Source organism: Paraburkholderia sp. GAS33, assembly GCF_050436645.1.
Lineage (GTDB): Bacteria > Pseudomonadota > Gammaproteobacteria > Burkholderiales > Burkholderiaceae > Paraburkholderia > Paraburkholderia phenazinium_B.
In genome coordinates this window covers 591,941-605,015 of sequence record NZ_JBNDMP010000005.1, presented here as the reverse complement: position 1 = coordinate 605,015, position 13,075 = coordinate 591,941, and the positions used below count along the sequence as shown (strand labels likewise).

The window sequence follows — 13,075 nt, the reverse complement described above, 5'->3', positions numbered from 1 at the left end:
AAAACTTTATGGTTCGTCAGACAATTACCCTTACCGTTTCTCTTCACGACACGCAATCCTGGATACTGGTAGCCTTGCAAACCTCGCGCCGGCTGGATGCCGACGCCCTACCGGACTGTGCTCATGCTCCGCGCCCTTGCGACCTTGCTGGTGTTCCAATGCCTCGGTGAAGGCGTCTCGTATCTGTTCAAGCTGCCGGTGCCGGGGCCGGTGATCGGCATGCTGTTGCTATTCGGCTTTCTCATGCTGCGCCCGCAAATCGCAGACGCGATCGAGCCGACCGCGCTGGAACTGCTGCGTCATCTTTCGCTGCTGTTCATCCCGGCAGGTGTCGGCATCATGGTGTCGGCCGGCAAGGTCCGCGGCGATGCGCTGGCCGTGGTGGTCTCGCTCGTCGTCAGCACGACCCTGGCGATTGCCGTCACTGCGCTCGTCACTCGCGCGTTGCTGCGGCGGCAGCGCAACGAACCGGCTGCGCAGGAGCGTGCGCAATGAGCGCGATTCCCAAACTCGGCGCCATCTGGGTCTATCTCGCCGCGAGTCCGCTGCTCGGGCTGACCATCACGCTGCTCGCCTATCTGATTGCCCAGGCCCTGTATGCGAAGTCGCGCTTCAACCCGCTCGTCAATCCGGTGCTGATCGCGGTGGCATTGCTCGTGATGCTGCTCGAAATCACCGGCACACCCTACGCGACCTACTTCGAAGGAGCGCAGTTCGTCCATTTCCTGCTCGGGCCGGCAACGGTCGCGCTGGCGCTGCCGCTTTACCGGCAATGGCCGAAGCTGAGGCGCGCGGCGTGGCCCTTGATCGGCGGTCTGGTGGCGGGTTCGTTGACGGCGATTGCGTCGGCAGTGGGCGTAGCGGCGTTGTTCGGCGCCTCGCATCAGACCATCGCGTCGCTCGCGCCTAAATCGGTGACGACGCCAATCGCGATGGCCGTGGCGGCAGAGATCGGCGGTATTCCGTCGCTGACTGCCGTGCTGGTGATTACGACCGGTGTGTTCGGCGCGGTCTTCGCTCGCTCGATCCTGAACCTGCTGCGCGTGACAGAACCCGAAGTGCGCGGCTTTGCGCTCGGCGTGGCCTCGCATGGGATCGGCACTGCGCGCGCCTTTCAGGTGAGCGAAGAGATGGGGGCGTTCGCGGGACTAGGCATGGGCCTGAACGGGGTATTCACGGCATTTGTGGTGCCGGTGTTGCTGCCGGCGATTGCGCCCTGGCTCATGCGTTGAGCCAAGGCGGCGTTTCGTCGTCGTGCGTGAAGTTGCTTCGCGCACGACGTGCTGGAGGAGTATCTGAACCGCTAGCGGACCCACTCCAGCACGTCATTGCATCAATGCGGTGGCGAGTGTTTGCGCCGCCGCCTTAGCAGGCCACCATCTTTTCACGCGCCCACGCCACTGCGGCGCGTGCCGGAGCAACACCAGTCGCGCGCACGCGCTCCGCCAGTTCGAAGACCCGCGGACCGATCTGCGCAACTTCGGCAAGCACGGCCTGCTCTTCACCCGAGCCCTGATATTCCCGCACGCAACTAATGATGCCGCCTGCGTTCACGAGGAAGTCCGGCGCGTAGAAGATGCCGCGCTGATGCAGCACATCGCCTTCGGCGAGCGAGATCAACTGGTTGTTTGCGCCGCCCGCCACCACCTTGAAACGGCAGTGCTTCGCGACCGATTCCGAAATCGAGCCGCCCAGCGCACACGGTGCGAACACATCGGCTTCCACGTTGACGATTTCTGCCGTATCCACCACGCGCGCATTGAAGAGTTGCTGGGCGCGGGCCGTTTTAGCGGCGTCGATATCCGACACGATCAGCAGCGCGCCCGCTTGATGCAGACGTTCGCACAGACCCCAACCTACCGAGCCGAGGCCCTGTACCGCAACCGAAACGCCGTCGAGCGTCTTGTGCCCAAGCGCCGCTTGCACGGCCGCCTGCAAGCCTGTGAACACGCCATAGGCAGTGCGCGGCGACGGGTTGCCACCGTAGACGTCGTTATCGCGCGGGATACCGCTCACGAAGCCGGTCTCACTCTGCACGGCACGCATATCGTCGGCGGTCGTGCCGACGTCTTCGGCGGTGATATAGATGCCTTCCAGCGATTGCACCAGCCGTCCGAACGCCTTGAACAATGCCGCGCGGTCGAGCACTTCCGGACGGCGCAGGATCACGGCCTTGCCGCCGCCGAACGGCAGATCGGCCAGCGCGTTCTTGAACGCCATACCTTGCGACAGACGCAGTGCGTCGTTGTACGCCTCGTGCTCCGACGCGTACTGCCAGAAGCGGCAGCCGCCGAACGCAGGGCCGCGCGCCGTGCTGTAGACAGCAACGATAGCTTGCAGTCCGGAGGCGGCGTCGGTGGCGAGCACGATGCGTTCGTGAGCGGGTTCACCGTGCAGTCCAAAAAGGTTGCCGGCGGCAGTGGTCGTCAGTCGGTCCATCAGTATTCCTTCCTTGTGGGCGGAGAGTTCAGCATCCGCGCGAAGCGATGGCTTCGCGCCTGGCCGCATGCGGTCCGGATCGCGGTGGCGTGCGGAGTACGGGCGAGGCGCTGGTATTCGTGATTTGAGCGCGCCTCGACGGCAAGAGTGTATGCGTCCAAATCCGGGGATTTCTTCTGTTTATCTGGCATGATGCGGCCTATGGCAGAAGTAATACCTATATTTCCTTTTTACTAAAGACGAATCGTCTCCTCACGCGACGCGATGTGGAGAGTGCATCAGAGGACAACATGAAGCTCGACGCAATCGATCAGCGAATCCTGCGCGAACTGCGCAGCGACGGACGTCTGTCCAATGCCAAACTGGCCGAACGCGTCGGCCTGTCGGCCACGCCGTGCTGGAACCGGGTGCGGGCGCTGGAAGAGTCGGGCGTGATCGAAGGTTATGCCGCGCTGCTCAACCAGAAGGCGCTTGGGCTGCCCGATACGGTCATCATCGAAGTCACCCTCGAGAAGCACGACGAACGCACGCTGGAGCGCTTCGGCGAGGCGCTCGCTGACCTGCCTGAGGTGGTCGAAGCGTTTCTGGTGTCGGGCGAATACGACTATCTGATCAAGGTGGCGGTGGCAGGCACCGAAGGGTACGAGTCGTTCCTGCGACGCAAGCTCTACCGGCTGCCTGGCTTTCAGAACAGCCGCTCGATCTTTGCCTTGCGCTGTCTCAAACGCTCGGTCTCCGTGGAGCCATAGAGGCCCGCCCAAAATCGATTCCGAACTGGTGCGTGCTGCACCAGGAGGCGGTAGGTGGTTTCCTCTACTTTGGGCGTATCCAAAATCACGTTTTCTTTCGGCGTGATATAAGCGCGATACCGTTTCGACCGTGCCGGTAATCATGAAAACCATGCACGGCTGGCATTTTGTAATCCAATCAGCCAGTTACATCATGCCAGGCCAGACACCGGACGGATGGACGGAATCGAGCCATGTTTTTGGCATGCCTTCTGCTTAGGCTGCCGTCGCCTCAAACCAGCGTGCCGCCGACACAATCGGCATCGCACGCTGATGGGACTTTCGATAACGAATGTTGCGCGTCAACGGCAAAACGCTTGCCGGACAACGCGCATGACTGCTGGCGCACGGCTCGTGCGCCGATGTGCAAGTCGTCCATGGTTGTGGCTACAACGACAGGAAGAATCGTAAGTGAAACGTATGCAAGTGACATTAGCCGCCGGACGGTGGCACCGCCTGTCTTCCGACACCCCATTCCTCATCCGATGTCCCCACCAGCACATGGGCCGGGACGTCCTGTCGCGCGGCCTCTTCGGCTAAGCCTCGTCGTGCCGCGACATCACGCATTGCTCTGCGCCCCCTGCCGCCTTGTTGCGCGGGGCGGGGACTTCTCTTGAACCTCCTTCTTCGAACCAGCCTATGAAACTGTCGCAATCCCTTACTGCGGTGCTCTCAGCGATCACGCTCACTTTTGCCGGCGCAGCGTCGGCGGTCACAGTGCCACCGGGCACCACGCTTGCCGCCAAGCAGGAACTCACGCGTCAGGTGCCGGCCGAAGTCGAGTCGCTTGACCCAGCGCATATCGAATCGTGGACAGGCGACACTATTGGGCTCGATCTGTTCGAAGGCCTCACCCGTATCGGCGCTTCCGGCGCAGTCGTGCCGGGCGTCGCCCTGTCATGGACGCGTACTGCTCCCGACACCTGGGTCTTCAAGCTGCGTCACGACGCGAAATGGAGCAATGGCGATCCGGTCACCGCGACAGATTTCGTCTACGCGTGGCAGCGTGTGCTCGATCCGAAGACCGGCTCGAAATATACGATCCTGCCGGAGTTCATCAAGAACGCAAAAGCGATCCTCGCTGGCAAGGCGCCGCTAACATCGCTGGCCGCACGAGTTGTCGATCCGTATACGCTTGAGGTCAAGACCGAAGTGCCGGTCGCTTTCTTCACCGAACTCACCGCCATGCCGGCCATGGCACCAGTGAACAAAGCAACGGTGGATAAATTCGGCGATAGCTGGACGCGCCCTGGCAACATGGTGAGCAACGGTCCGTACACGCTGAGCGACTGGGAGCCGAACAACCGCATCGTGATCGTCAAGAACGCCAAGTACTGGAACGCGCCGCAAGTGGTGATCTCGAAGGTCACCTACGTGCCGGTGGAAAGCGACGAGACGGCGATGCGCATGTATCAGTCCGGCCAGATCGATTACACGTATTCGATCCCTTCGGGTGTCTATGCCCAGGTCAGCAAACAGTTCGGCAAGGAACTGCAGACCGGGCTGCAGCTTGCAACCTACTTCTACAGCCTGAACAACACCGACCCGGCATTCCGCGACCCGCGCGTGCGCCAGGCGCTTTCGATGGTGATCGACCGCGACCTGCTGACGTCGAAACTCACTCAGGCAGGCGAAGTGCCGATGTACGGCCTCATCGCCAAAGGCACCAAGGGCGCTGCTGTCTACACACCAGACTGGGCGAGCTGGCCGATGGCCAAGCGTGTCGACTACGCGCGCGGTCTGCTGAAGGCAGCGGGCTATTCGGATGCGAAGCCCCTGACCTTCACCCTGACGTACAACACCAGCGATCTCCATAAGAAGGTGGCACTCTTCTCAACCTCCGAATGGCGCACCAAGCTCGGCGTGAACGCGAAGCTGGAAAACGTCGAATACAAGGTACTGCTGAGCGAACGCCATGCCGGCAAGGTACAGGCCTCGCGCGATGGCTGGTTCGTCGACTATAACGACGCGATGTCGTACTTCGATCAGTTGCGCTGCAACGACGTGCAGAACGACCAGCAGTTCTGCGACCCGAAGGTCGACGCACTCATCGATCAGGGCAACCTGCAACTCGACGACCAGAAACGCACCGCCCTGCTCACTCAGGCGCACAATCTGGCCATGAGCCAAACGCCGCTGATCCCGCTGTTCCAGTACTCGGCTGACCGGCTCGTGAAACCGTATGTGGGCGGCTATCTGCCGACCAACTATGTGGATCAGCGTGCCTCGCAGGACATGTACCTGCTGGCGCACTAAGCCCCGCTCACTGACCACCGAATATTGAAGTAACGGAATCCGCCATGCTCGCCTACGCGCTGCGCCGCACCCTATGGGTCATTCCAACCGTTCTTGCCGTGATTACGGTGTGCTATTTGATGTTGCACGCGACGCCGGGCGGTCCGTTCGACACTGAAAAGCACCTGTCCGCGGCCACCCTCGCGAATCTGAACGCGAAATATCACCTCGACCAGCCGCTCTGGAAGCAGTACCTGCTGTATCTGAACGCGCTGCTGCATGGCGATCTCGGGCCGTCGGTGCGCTACGTCGACTGGTCGGTCAACGACCTCGTCAGCAAGGCGCTGCCGGTCAGCCTCGGCGTGGGCGGTCTCTCGGTGCCGATCGCGTTGGTGATCGGCGTGTTGCTTGGCACAGCCGCTGCGGTGCGCCGCGACGGCATCACCGATCGCATCGTGATGCTGCTCGGCAACGTCGGCAACGTGATTCCGCCGTTCGTGCTCGGCCCCGTGCTGGTGTGGGTGTTTGCAATTCTGCTTAAGCGCTCGGATGGCCACGGCTGGCTGCCCGCCGGCGGCTGGGGCGACGGTGGCTGGCGCTACCGCGTGCTGCCGATGGCCCTGCTGGTGATCATCAACGTTTCATCGATTGCGCGGGTGATGCGCGGCAGCATGATCGAAGTTCTGTCGGGGAATTTCATTCGCACCGCGCGCGCGAAGGGCATGCCTGGTCATGTGATCGTGCTGCGGCACGCACTCAAGCCCGCCTTGATGCCGGTGGTGTCGCTGCTGGGCTCGATCTGCATCTCTTCGATTACTGCCGCCGTGGTCACGGAGTCGGTGTTCGCGCTGCCTGGCCTCGGACAACTGGTGGTGGACGGCGCCATCAACCGCGATTACACGCTCGTGCTCGGACTCGTGGTGCTCACGACCGTGGCGGCCGTCGTGTTCAACCTGCTCGTCGATCTGGCGTACGCGTGGCTCGACCCGCGCATCCGCTACTGAGATCCCGGCAACGGATCCCACGCCTTGATCATCGAACTACGATCTACGATAGAGACACCATGAACACCTCCCCTTCCACCGCTGCGACTACAGCTACCGCCGCCCCGCGACGCTCGCGCAGTCCGCTTGAGCTTGCCTTCAGGCAGTTTCTGCGCAACCGCGCGGCGCTCGCCAGCCTGGTGATCCTTGGGATCATCATCATTGCCTGCTTTGTGGGTCCGCTGCTTCTCTCCAACGATCCCGCCGCCAACGACTGGGGCGCTATCAGCATGCCGCCCACGCTGCTGGGCCAGCACTGGTTCGGCACCGACGAACTCGGCCGCGACCTGCTGGTACGCACGCTTGCCGGCGGACGTGTGTCGCTCGAAGTCGGGCTGCTTGGCACGCTGGTGTCGGGACTGATCGGCGTCGCGTGGGGTGCGACGGCCGGCTATATCGGCGGACGGACCGACGCGGTGATGATGCGTATCGTCGACATGATGTACGCAATCCCCTACATGCTGATCGCGATCCTGATGATGACGCTGCTGGGCCGCGCGTTCTACCTGGTGGTGCTGACGATCAGCGCGTTCTCGTGGCTCGACATGGCGCGCGTGGTGCGCGGTCAGACGCTATCGCTGCGGACCCGTGAGTTCATCGACGCAGCGCGCGCGACCGGCGTGAGCACACCGGGGATCATCCTGCGGCACATCGTGCCGAACCTGCTCGGCGTGGTGGTGGTGTACGCGACGGTCACGGTGCCTGGCATCGTGCTGACCGAATCCGTACTGTCGTTTCTCGGCCTGGGCGTGCAGGAACCGATGACAAGCTGGGGAGTGCTGATCAACGACGGCGCGCAGAAACTGGAGTCGATGCCGTGGCTGCTGCTGTGCCCGGCGGTGATGCTGTGCGTCACGCTGTATTGCGTGAACTTTGTAGGCGACGGGCTGCGCGACGCGCTCGATACCAAGGAGCGTTGAGATGGCGTTGCTCGAAGTAAAAGACCTGGGGGTGCGCTTTACACGGCGCGATGCCTCGCCCGTGGACGCGGTGCAACGCGTATCGTTCACGCTCGAAAAGGGCAAGACGCTGGGGATTGTCGGCGAATCGGGCTCGGGTAAAAGTCAGACGGTGATGGCGCTGCTCGGGCTGCTCCCCGGCAATGGCCAGACCTCCGGCGAAGCGCTGTACGCGGGCCGCAATCTGCTGGCGCTGAGCCAGCGCGAACTGAACCAGATTCGCGGCGATCGCATTGGCATGGTGTTTCAGGATCCGATGACGTCGCTCAATCCGTTTCTCACGGTCGAGCGTCAGATGACCGAAGCGCTGCAATTGCACCGCGGCGTGTCGCGGCGCGATGCGCGCCGCCAGGCCATCGAGGCACTGCAGCGCGTGTGGATTCCGGACGCGGCGCGACGTATCGATCGATATCCGCATGAGTTTTCAGGTGGCATGCGCCAGCGCGTGACCATCGCAACCGCGCTGCTGACCGAACCCGAAATCCTGATTGCCGACGAACCAACCACCGCGCTCGACGTGACGGTGCAGGCGCAGATCATCGAACTGCTGCGCGAGCTGAATCGCGACCTGGGTACGGCGATTATTCTGATCACGCACGACATGGGCGTGGTGGCAGGACTCGCGGACGACGTGATGGTGATGTACGCAGGCCGCACCGTGGAGCGCGCGAGTGCGCAAGCGTTGTTCGAGAACCCGACTCATCCGTACACGCGCGGGCTGCTCGATGCGCTGCCGCGACTCGACGACACCGACGGCACACACGACATCGATGCCCCGTTGCGCACGATTGCAGGTAATCCCCCAGCGCCGGGCGAGGCCATCGAAGGCTGCGCGTTTGCGCCACGCTGTGCGCTGGCAAAGGACCGCTGCCATACGACGCGGCCCGAACTGGAGGCCATCGTCGACCGGACGGACGGCTGGCGTGCTTGCCTGCGCCCGGTCGGCGAGATGATGGAGGTGGTGCGGTGAGTAACACGGTGACGCAAAGGACGGTGGGTATGGGTGACGGGACTTCGGGAAAGCCGCTGGGCAGCGCGGCGGGTGAAGCACGCGTCAACGTGGCGGGCGAGCCAGTGCTGACGGTGCGCGATCTCAAGGTGCACTTCCGGGTGCCGCGCGGCGCGTATCCTTGGTCGTCGAAAGCGATCTTGCGCGCAGTGGATGGCGTGTCGTTCGACGTGCGACGCGGTGAGACGCTGGGACTCGTAGGCGAGTCGGGCTGCGGCAAGTCGACACTGGCGCGAGCGATTATCGGTCTCACGCCCGTGACGGAAGGCAGCGTGCGCTGGCGCGATACGGAGACGGTGACCGAGGGACGCCGTCCGGCCGCCGCGATGGAGCGGCTGCGCAAGGACGTGCAGATGGTGTTTCAGGACCCGCTGGCCTCGCTGGATCCGCGGATGACCATCGAGCAGATCGTCACCGAGCCGTTGAAGGTACAACGGCCCGGCCTGGGACGTGATGAGACTCATGCGCGCGTGGTAACGATGCTGGAGCGCGTGGGTCTTGGCGCGCATCATCTGTCGCGCTATGCGCACGAGTTTTCGGGCGGACAGTGTCAGCGGATTGGGATTGCGCGGGCGCTGGTGGGTGAGCCGCAACTGGTGATTTGCGATGAACCTGTGTCCGCGCTGGATGTTTCGATTCAGGCGCAGATCGTCAATCTGTTGCGCGATTTGCAGCGGGAGTTGTCGCTGTCGCTGCTGTTTGTCGCGCATGATCTGGCGGTCGTGAAGGCGATCAGCCAGCGCGTGCTGGTCATGTACCTCGGGCGCGTGATGGAGCTGGGCACGCGGCAGGAGGTGTATGGGTCGCCGCAGCATCCTTATACGCGGGCGTTGTTGTCGGCGGTGCCGCGGCCTGATCCTGCGATCGAGCGCACGCGCAAACATGCGGTGCTGACTGGAGAGATGCCATCGCCGCTCAACCTGCCCTCTGGATGTGCGTTCCGCACGCGCTGTCCCGAGGCGATCGCAGCTTGCGCCGAAGAGGTGCCGCAGTCGATCTCGCGTGGGACGGCGGATCGCAGGGTGGCGTGCATTCGCGTGGGAACGGATCTCCGTGAAGCGCCGCCGGTTATTTGAAGGTTAGCAGGAGCGCGCTGGGCGGCTTAACCTCGCGCCTCCGTCACTCCCTTTCCAATCCGCTGCCAGACCGTAATCACCGACAGCGCGGTCAACGCGCACCACAGCCAGTCTGCCCAGTGCGCCAGCGGCAAACCCAAACCAATCCACAAACCAAACGCGCCGACCGCGACGGCGCGATCGCTCTTGCCAAGCGGTCCATCATAACGACGCGTGGCACCAGCCAGCGGTCCGACCAGACCCGCGCATTCGACCACCACCGCGGACAGCACAAACACCCAGATATCGGCCGGATTAAACTCGGGTATCACTAGAAACGGCAATGTCAGGGCTATGTCCGAGACCACATCTCCCAGTTCATTCAAATAGGCGCCGAGCGCGCTCTTTTGACCGAATTCGCGCGCCAGCATTCCGTCTATCGCATTGAGCGCCATGCGCAAAAACAGCCAGACAGGGATCAGCAAAAACAGCCGGTAAAGCGGAAATCCGAAACCCGCCACGATCCCGACGAGTATCGATCCAAGCGCAGCCGATACGGTGACCTGATTGGCAGTGACGCCTGCGCGTGCGAGTTGCCGCACCAACGGACGCAGCAGATTCTGGAACTTCGGTTTTAGTGCGTATACGCTCATAGCGCGCTCGTTGATTGGCGTCTTGAATGGTCTTTCGGGAAGTCGGGCGACATGTCCCGCGCCCGCTCTGTTTGTGCTGTCACAAACAGCGACATCGTCATTTAAACGGCAACGAACGTCAAGACGAGCCCGAGCAAAGCGATGTGGTGCTTGTCATGGAAACTCGTCATAATGCCGCGACTGAAATCTTCTGCTCTGGCATACGATGATTCGCATCGCATAAGAATGCGTCGGTGTCAGAAGGATTCTGGCCGTCGGCAGAAGTTTGGATAACGAAGATAAGCGCGAGGGCAAGCGACCGCTTGCAGCGCATCGCTTCGAGAGGAGCATCCAATGAGTACCTGGCACGCGTGGGAACGTGACTTTCTGCTGGGCGTCGTACGCCTCGTGGCGGGTGCCTATCCTGTATGGCATCACGGCGCGCCGAGCGCCGCGCAGACCATCTACTTTTCGAATCATACGAGCCACATCGATACGCTAGCGATCCTCGCCGCGTTGCCGAGTGAGTTGCGTCATCAGGTTCGCCCCGTGGCTGCGCGCGACTATTGGCAGCGCGGCAAAGCCAAAGTGCATATTGCGCGCGATCTGCTCAACGTCGTGCTGATCGACCGCAAGCATGAAGGTGAAGGCGACCCGCTCGATCCGGTCCGCGAGGCATTGCGGCTTGGCGAGTCCGTGATCATTTTTCCCGAGGGCACACGCAGCGCCGAAGCATTGCCGCAGGCATTCAAGAGTGGCATCTTCAGACTTGCCAGCGAGTTTCCTGATATCGACCTATGCCCAGTCTACCTGGAGAATCTGCAGCGCATCATGCCCAAAGGCGCAATCTGGCCAGTGCCGCTAATCTGCAAGGTGCATTTCGGCGGCACGCTGCAATTAAAGCCCGAAGAGGCGAAAGCGGATTTTCTGCGCCGCGCCCGCGACGCGATCGTCGAACTTTCTCCTGCTCGGGAAGCGCTCGAGACTGCGGCGAGAACAGCCACTTCAGATCAATAGCATTCCAAAACATTAAACACTATGAGAACAGCGTTCTGGGAACTTGTGGGCGGCCTCACCGGCTTTCTGGCCATTGCATCGATTATCGGTGCGATTCTCGCGTGGCGCGACGGCGGTAAAAGCGCGACCATCGCCAATCTGAACCAGCGTATTCGCGCCTGGTGGGGCATGATCGCGATCATGGCAATTGCGATCGGCCTCGGGCCGACGGCCACTTACATCGTCTTCGCAGTGGTGTCGTATCTCGCACTGCGTGAGTTCATCACGCTAACGCCGACGACGCCGAGCGATCACACCACGCTCTTCATCGCATTCTTCATCGCGATTCCGGTGCAGTATCTGCTGCTGTGGGTCCGGTGGTACGGGATGTTTTCCATCTTCGTACCGGTGCATCTGTTCATCACGTTGTCGCTAGTGTCCGCGCTGACGCAGGATACGCACGAGTTTCTGAGCCGCAACTCGAAGATCCATTGGGCACTGATGGTGTGCGTCTATGGGTTGAGTCATGCGCCCGCTCTTCTGATTCTGGATATCCCGCACTATGAGGGCGAGAACGCGCTGCTGCTGTTCTTCTTCCTGCTGGTGGTGCAGATCAGCGATGTGTTCCAGTATGTTGTCGGCAAGCTGTTCGGGAAGCGCAAAATCGCGCCGTTGCTGAGTCCGTCGAAGACTGTGGAGGGATTCGTCGGCGGAGGGCTGCTGGCTACGTTGGCTGGCGCGGCGCTTTACCGGATCACGCCGTTCAGCTTCGGCGCGGCGTTCCTGATGTCGCTGGCAATCGTGTTGGCGGGATTTGTCGGCGGACTCGTCCTGTCCGCGGTTAAACGCTCGCTGGGTGCGAAAGACTGGGGTTCGATGATTGCCGGGCATGGCGGTGCGCTGGATCGTGTCGATTCGATCTGTTTTGCTGCGCCGGTGTTTTTCCACCTGGTGCGGTATCTTTACGTGCAGTAGACGGATATGAACCGACCGTTCCTGACGGCCGGCCGGCTCCATTATTCGAACCGTTGCGAACACTCTCGCAGTTCAACGAACGAGATCAAGATGAGGAGCAAGACATGGCGATAACACGGCAGGTCATCACATCCCTTCAGCGCGACGGCACCGACCTGCTCGGCACCAAGGGCGTAGCGGTCAAGATTGTGGACGAAAGCATTGTTTCTGGCTCACTGCTAACCGTCGAAAGCAACCACTTCTGCGTGCTGAAATCACGCGGCGCAGTGCTCAACGTGTATGAGACGGGACAGTACGCTCTCACTACGCCTGACAAGCCGCTGCTGGGCTCCATCGCCCAAGGGTTTTTTGGTGGTTCCTCGCCATGGGTGTTCGAAGTCATCTACATCAACCGCGCCAAACTGCTGATTCGCAGCCAGGGCATCGCGACCAGCGCCGAGATGGCTGAGATGGCGTATCAGGTTGATTACTATATTCACATCGATACCAAGGAGGCAGCGCTCGATCTTATTACGCACCTGCCGTTTAACGGCAACCTTATCGATACGCAAGAGGTCGCCGATTATGCCGGTCCCGCAATCGAGCAGGCGATCAACCAGATCGTCCAGGTGACGAAGATGGAAAACATCAACGAGCATATCAACGAGATCCGTGAGTCGGTCAAGACGCATCTCTCCGATTTCCTGAGAACGTTTGGCATCATGCTGAATGACCTCAAGGTCCTGATCGTGCCCAAGGACGAGCGGATGCGCGAACTCATCTCGCTGCAGGCTATTGGCCTCTCGCCGATCGAAGCGGTTCGTTACTACCTTGCGCTGCGCATGGCGGAAAAGGGCCTGGTGTCTGCGCCGAATGCGGCGGCGGGATTGCCCTTCCAGATCGGCGCGCCCGCCACCGGAATTTATCCGCTCGGACATGAAGCCGGGTTCTCTGGAAAGAGCTAG

13 protein-coding genes are annotated in these 13,075 nt (G+C 61.6%); 11 read left to right on the top strand and 2 right to left on the bottom strand.

Going from position 1 to position 13,075, the window contains the following annotated elements:
• Window positions 1-123 precede the first annotated feature (123 nt).
• Complete coding sequence (locus P3T24_RS19310; RefSeq protein ID WP_074265923.1) at window positions 124-495, top strand: CidA/LrgA family protein; 372 nt, start codon at window positions 124-126, stop codon at window positions 493-495.
• Window positions 492-1,232 (top strand): LrgB family protein, encoded by a 741-nt coding sequence (locus tag P3T24_RS19305; protein ID WP_074263330.1) that lies wholly within the window; start codon window positions 492-494, stop codon window positions 1,230-1,232. Before P3T24_RS19310 ends, P3T24_RS19305 begins: the two co-directional genes overlap by 4 nt.
• Before the next feature lie 133 nt (window positions 1,233-1,365).
• On the opposite strand, the gene P3T24_RS19300 is transcribed toward P3T24_RS19305, so the two are convergent.
• Window positions 1,366-2,439 (bottom strand): Leu/Phe/Val dehydrogenase, encoded by a 1,074-nt coding sequence (locus P3T24_RS19300; protein WP_429436882.1) that lies wholly within the window; start codon window positions 2,437-2,439, stop codon window positions 1,366-1,368.
• A 290-nt stretch (window positions 2,440-2,729) separates the two neighbouring features.
• Between P3T24_RS19300 and P3T24_RS19295 the strand changes: the two genes are divergently transcribed.
• The 6 genes from P3T24_RS19295 to P3T24_RS19270 all read left to right on the top strand — a co-directional run bounded on the left by P3T24_RS19295 (window position 2,730) and on the right by P3T24_RS19270 (window position 9,549).
• Complete coding sequence (locus tag P3T24_RS19295) at window positions 2,730-3,188, top strand: Lrp/AsnC family transcriptional regulator (protein WP_074263328.1); 459 nt, start codon at window positions 2,730-2,732, stop codon at window positions 3,186-3,188.
• A 678-nt stretch (window positions 3,189-3,866) separates the two neighbouring features.
• On the top strand, window positions 3,867-5,483 hold the full coding sequence (locus P3T24_RS19290; protein ID WP_074263327.1) for a peptide ABC transporter substrate-binding protein: 1,617 nt from the start codon (window positions 3,867-3,869) through the stop codon (window positions 5,481-5,483).
• Between the two features lie 44 nt (window positions 5,484-5,527).
• A complete protein-coding gene (locus P3T24_RS19285) occupies window positions 5,528-6,466 on the top strand; it encodes an ABC transporter permease subunit (RefSeq protein WP_429267655.1) in 939 nt (312 codons plus the stop codon).
• 59 nt (window positions 6,467-6,525) lie between these two features.
• Complete coding sequence (locus P3T24_RS19280; RefSeq protein ID WP_074263325.1) at window positions 6,526-7,425, top strand: ABC transporter permease; 900 nt, start codon at window positions 6,526-6,528, stop codon at window positions 7,423-7,425.
• Window position 7,426: 1 nt separating this feature from the next.
• On the top strand, window positions 7,427-8,434 hold the full coding sequence (locus tag P3T24_RS19275) for an ABC transporter ATP-binding protein (RefSeq protein WP_074263324.1): 1,008 nt from the start codon (window positions 7,427-7,429) through the stop codon (window positions 8,432-8,434).
• 29 nt (window positions 8,435-8,463) lie between these two features.
• A complete protein-coding gene (locus tag P3T24_RS19270) occupies window positions 8,464-9,549 on the top strand; it encodes an ABC transporter ATP-binding protein (protein WP_429436879.1) in 1,086 nt (361 codons plus the stop codon).
• 26 nt (window positions 9,550-9,575) lie between these two features.
• On the opposite strand, the gene P3T24_RS19265 is transcribed toward P3T24_RS19270, so the two are convergent.
• Window positions 9,576-10,181 carry a CDP-alcohol phosphatidyltransferase family protein gene (locus tag P3T24_RS19265; protein WP_429436876.1) on the bottom strand — a complete coding sequence of 202 codons (606 nt, stop codon included), beginning with the start codon at window positions 10,179-10,181 and terminating at the stop codon, window positions 9,576-9,578.
• 333 nt (window positions 10,182-10,514) lie between these two features.
• Here P3T24_RS19265 and P3T24_RS19260 point away from each other — a divergent pair, with 333 nt between their 5' ends.
• The 3 genes from P3T24_RS19260 to P3T24_RS19250 are packed head-to-tail and all read left to right on the top strand — an operon-like array spanning window position 10,515 to window position 13,075.
• The gene (locus P3T24_RS19260; RefSeq protein ID WP_429436873.1) at window positions 10,515-11,177 is read left to right on the top strand and encodes a lysophospholipid acyltransferase family protein; all 663 of its coding nucleotides are present in this window, start codon (window positions 10,515-10,517) and stop codon (window positions 11,175-11,177) included.
• 21 nt (window positions 11,178-11,198) lie between these two features.
• Complete coding sequence (locus P3T24_RS19255; protein WP_074263320.1) at window positions 11,199-12,131, top strand: phosphatidate cytidylyltransferase; 933 nt, start codon at window positions 11,199-11,201, stop codon at window positions 12,129-12,131.
• A gap of 53 nt (window positions 12,132-12,184) precedes the next feature.
• On the top strand, window positions 12,185-13,075 hold the full coding sequence (locus P3T24_RS19250) for an SPFH domain-containing protein (RefSeq protein ID WP_429436871.1): 891 nt from the start codon (window positions 12,185-12,187) through the stop codon (window positions 13,073-13,075).

Bases quoted from the DNA above. Each gene is read 5' to 3' on its own strand.
- P3T24_RS19295 (WP_074263328.1), top strand. From the start codon at position 2,730: ATGAAGCTCGACGCAATCGATCAGCGAATCCTGCGCGAACTGCGCAGC.
- P3T24_RS19310 (WP_074265923.1), top strand. From the start codon at position 124: ATGCTCCGCGCCCTTGCGACCTTGCTGGTGTTCCAATGCCTCGGTGAA.
- P3T24_RS19285 (WP_429267655.1), top strand. From the start codon at position 5,528: ATGCTCGCCTACGCGCTGCGCCGCACCCTATGGGTCATTCCAACCGTT.
- P3T24_RS19300 (WP_429436882.1), bottom strand. From the start codon at position 2,439: ATGGACCGACTGACGACCACTGCCGCCGGCAACCTTTTTGGACTGCAC.
- P3T24_RS19280 (WP_074263325.1), top strand. From the start codon at position 6,526: ATGAACACCTCCCCTTCCACCGCTGCGACTACAGCTACCGCCGCCCCG.
- P3T24_RS19270 (WP_429436879.1), top strand. From the start codon at position 8,464: ATGGGTGACGGGACTTCGGGAAAGCCGCTGGGCAGCGCGGCGGGTGAA.
- P3T24_RS19290 (WP_074263327.1), top strand. From the start codon at position 3,867: ATGAAACTGTCGCAATCCCTTACTGCGGTGCTCTCAGCGATCACGCTC.
- P3T24_RS19265 (WP_429436876.1), bottom strand. From the start codon at position 10,181: ATGAGCGTATACGCACTAAAACCGAAGTTCCAGAATCTGCTGCGTCCG.
- P3T24_RS19260 (WP_429436873.1), top strand. From the start codon at position 10,515: ATGAGTACCTGGCACGCGTGGGAACGTGACTTTCTGCTGGGCGTCGTA.
- P3T24_RS19255 (WP_074263320.1), top strand. From the start codon at position 11,199: ATGAGAACAGCGTTCTGGGAACTTGTGGGCGGCCTCACCGGCTTTCTG.
- P3T24_RS19305 (WP_074263330.1), top strand. From the start codon at position 492: ATGAGCGCGATTCCCAAACTCGGCGCCATCTGGGTCTATCTCGCCGCG.
- P3T24_RS19275 (WP_074263324.1), top strand. From the start codon at position 7,427: ATGGCGTTGCTCGAAGTAAAAGACCTGGGGGTGCGCTTTACACGGCGC.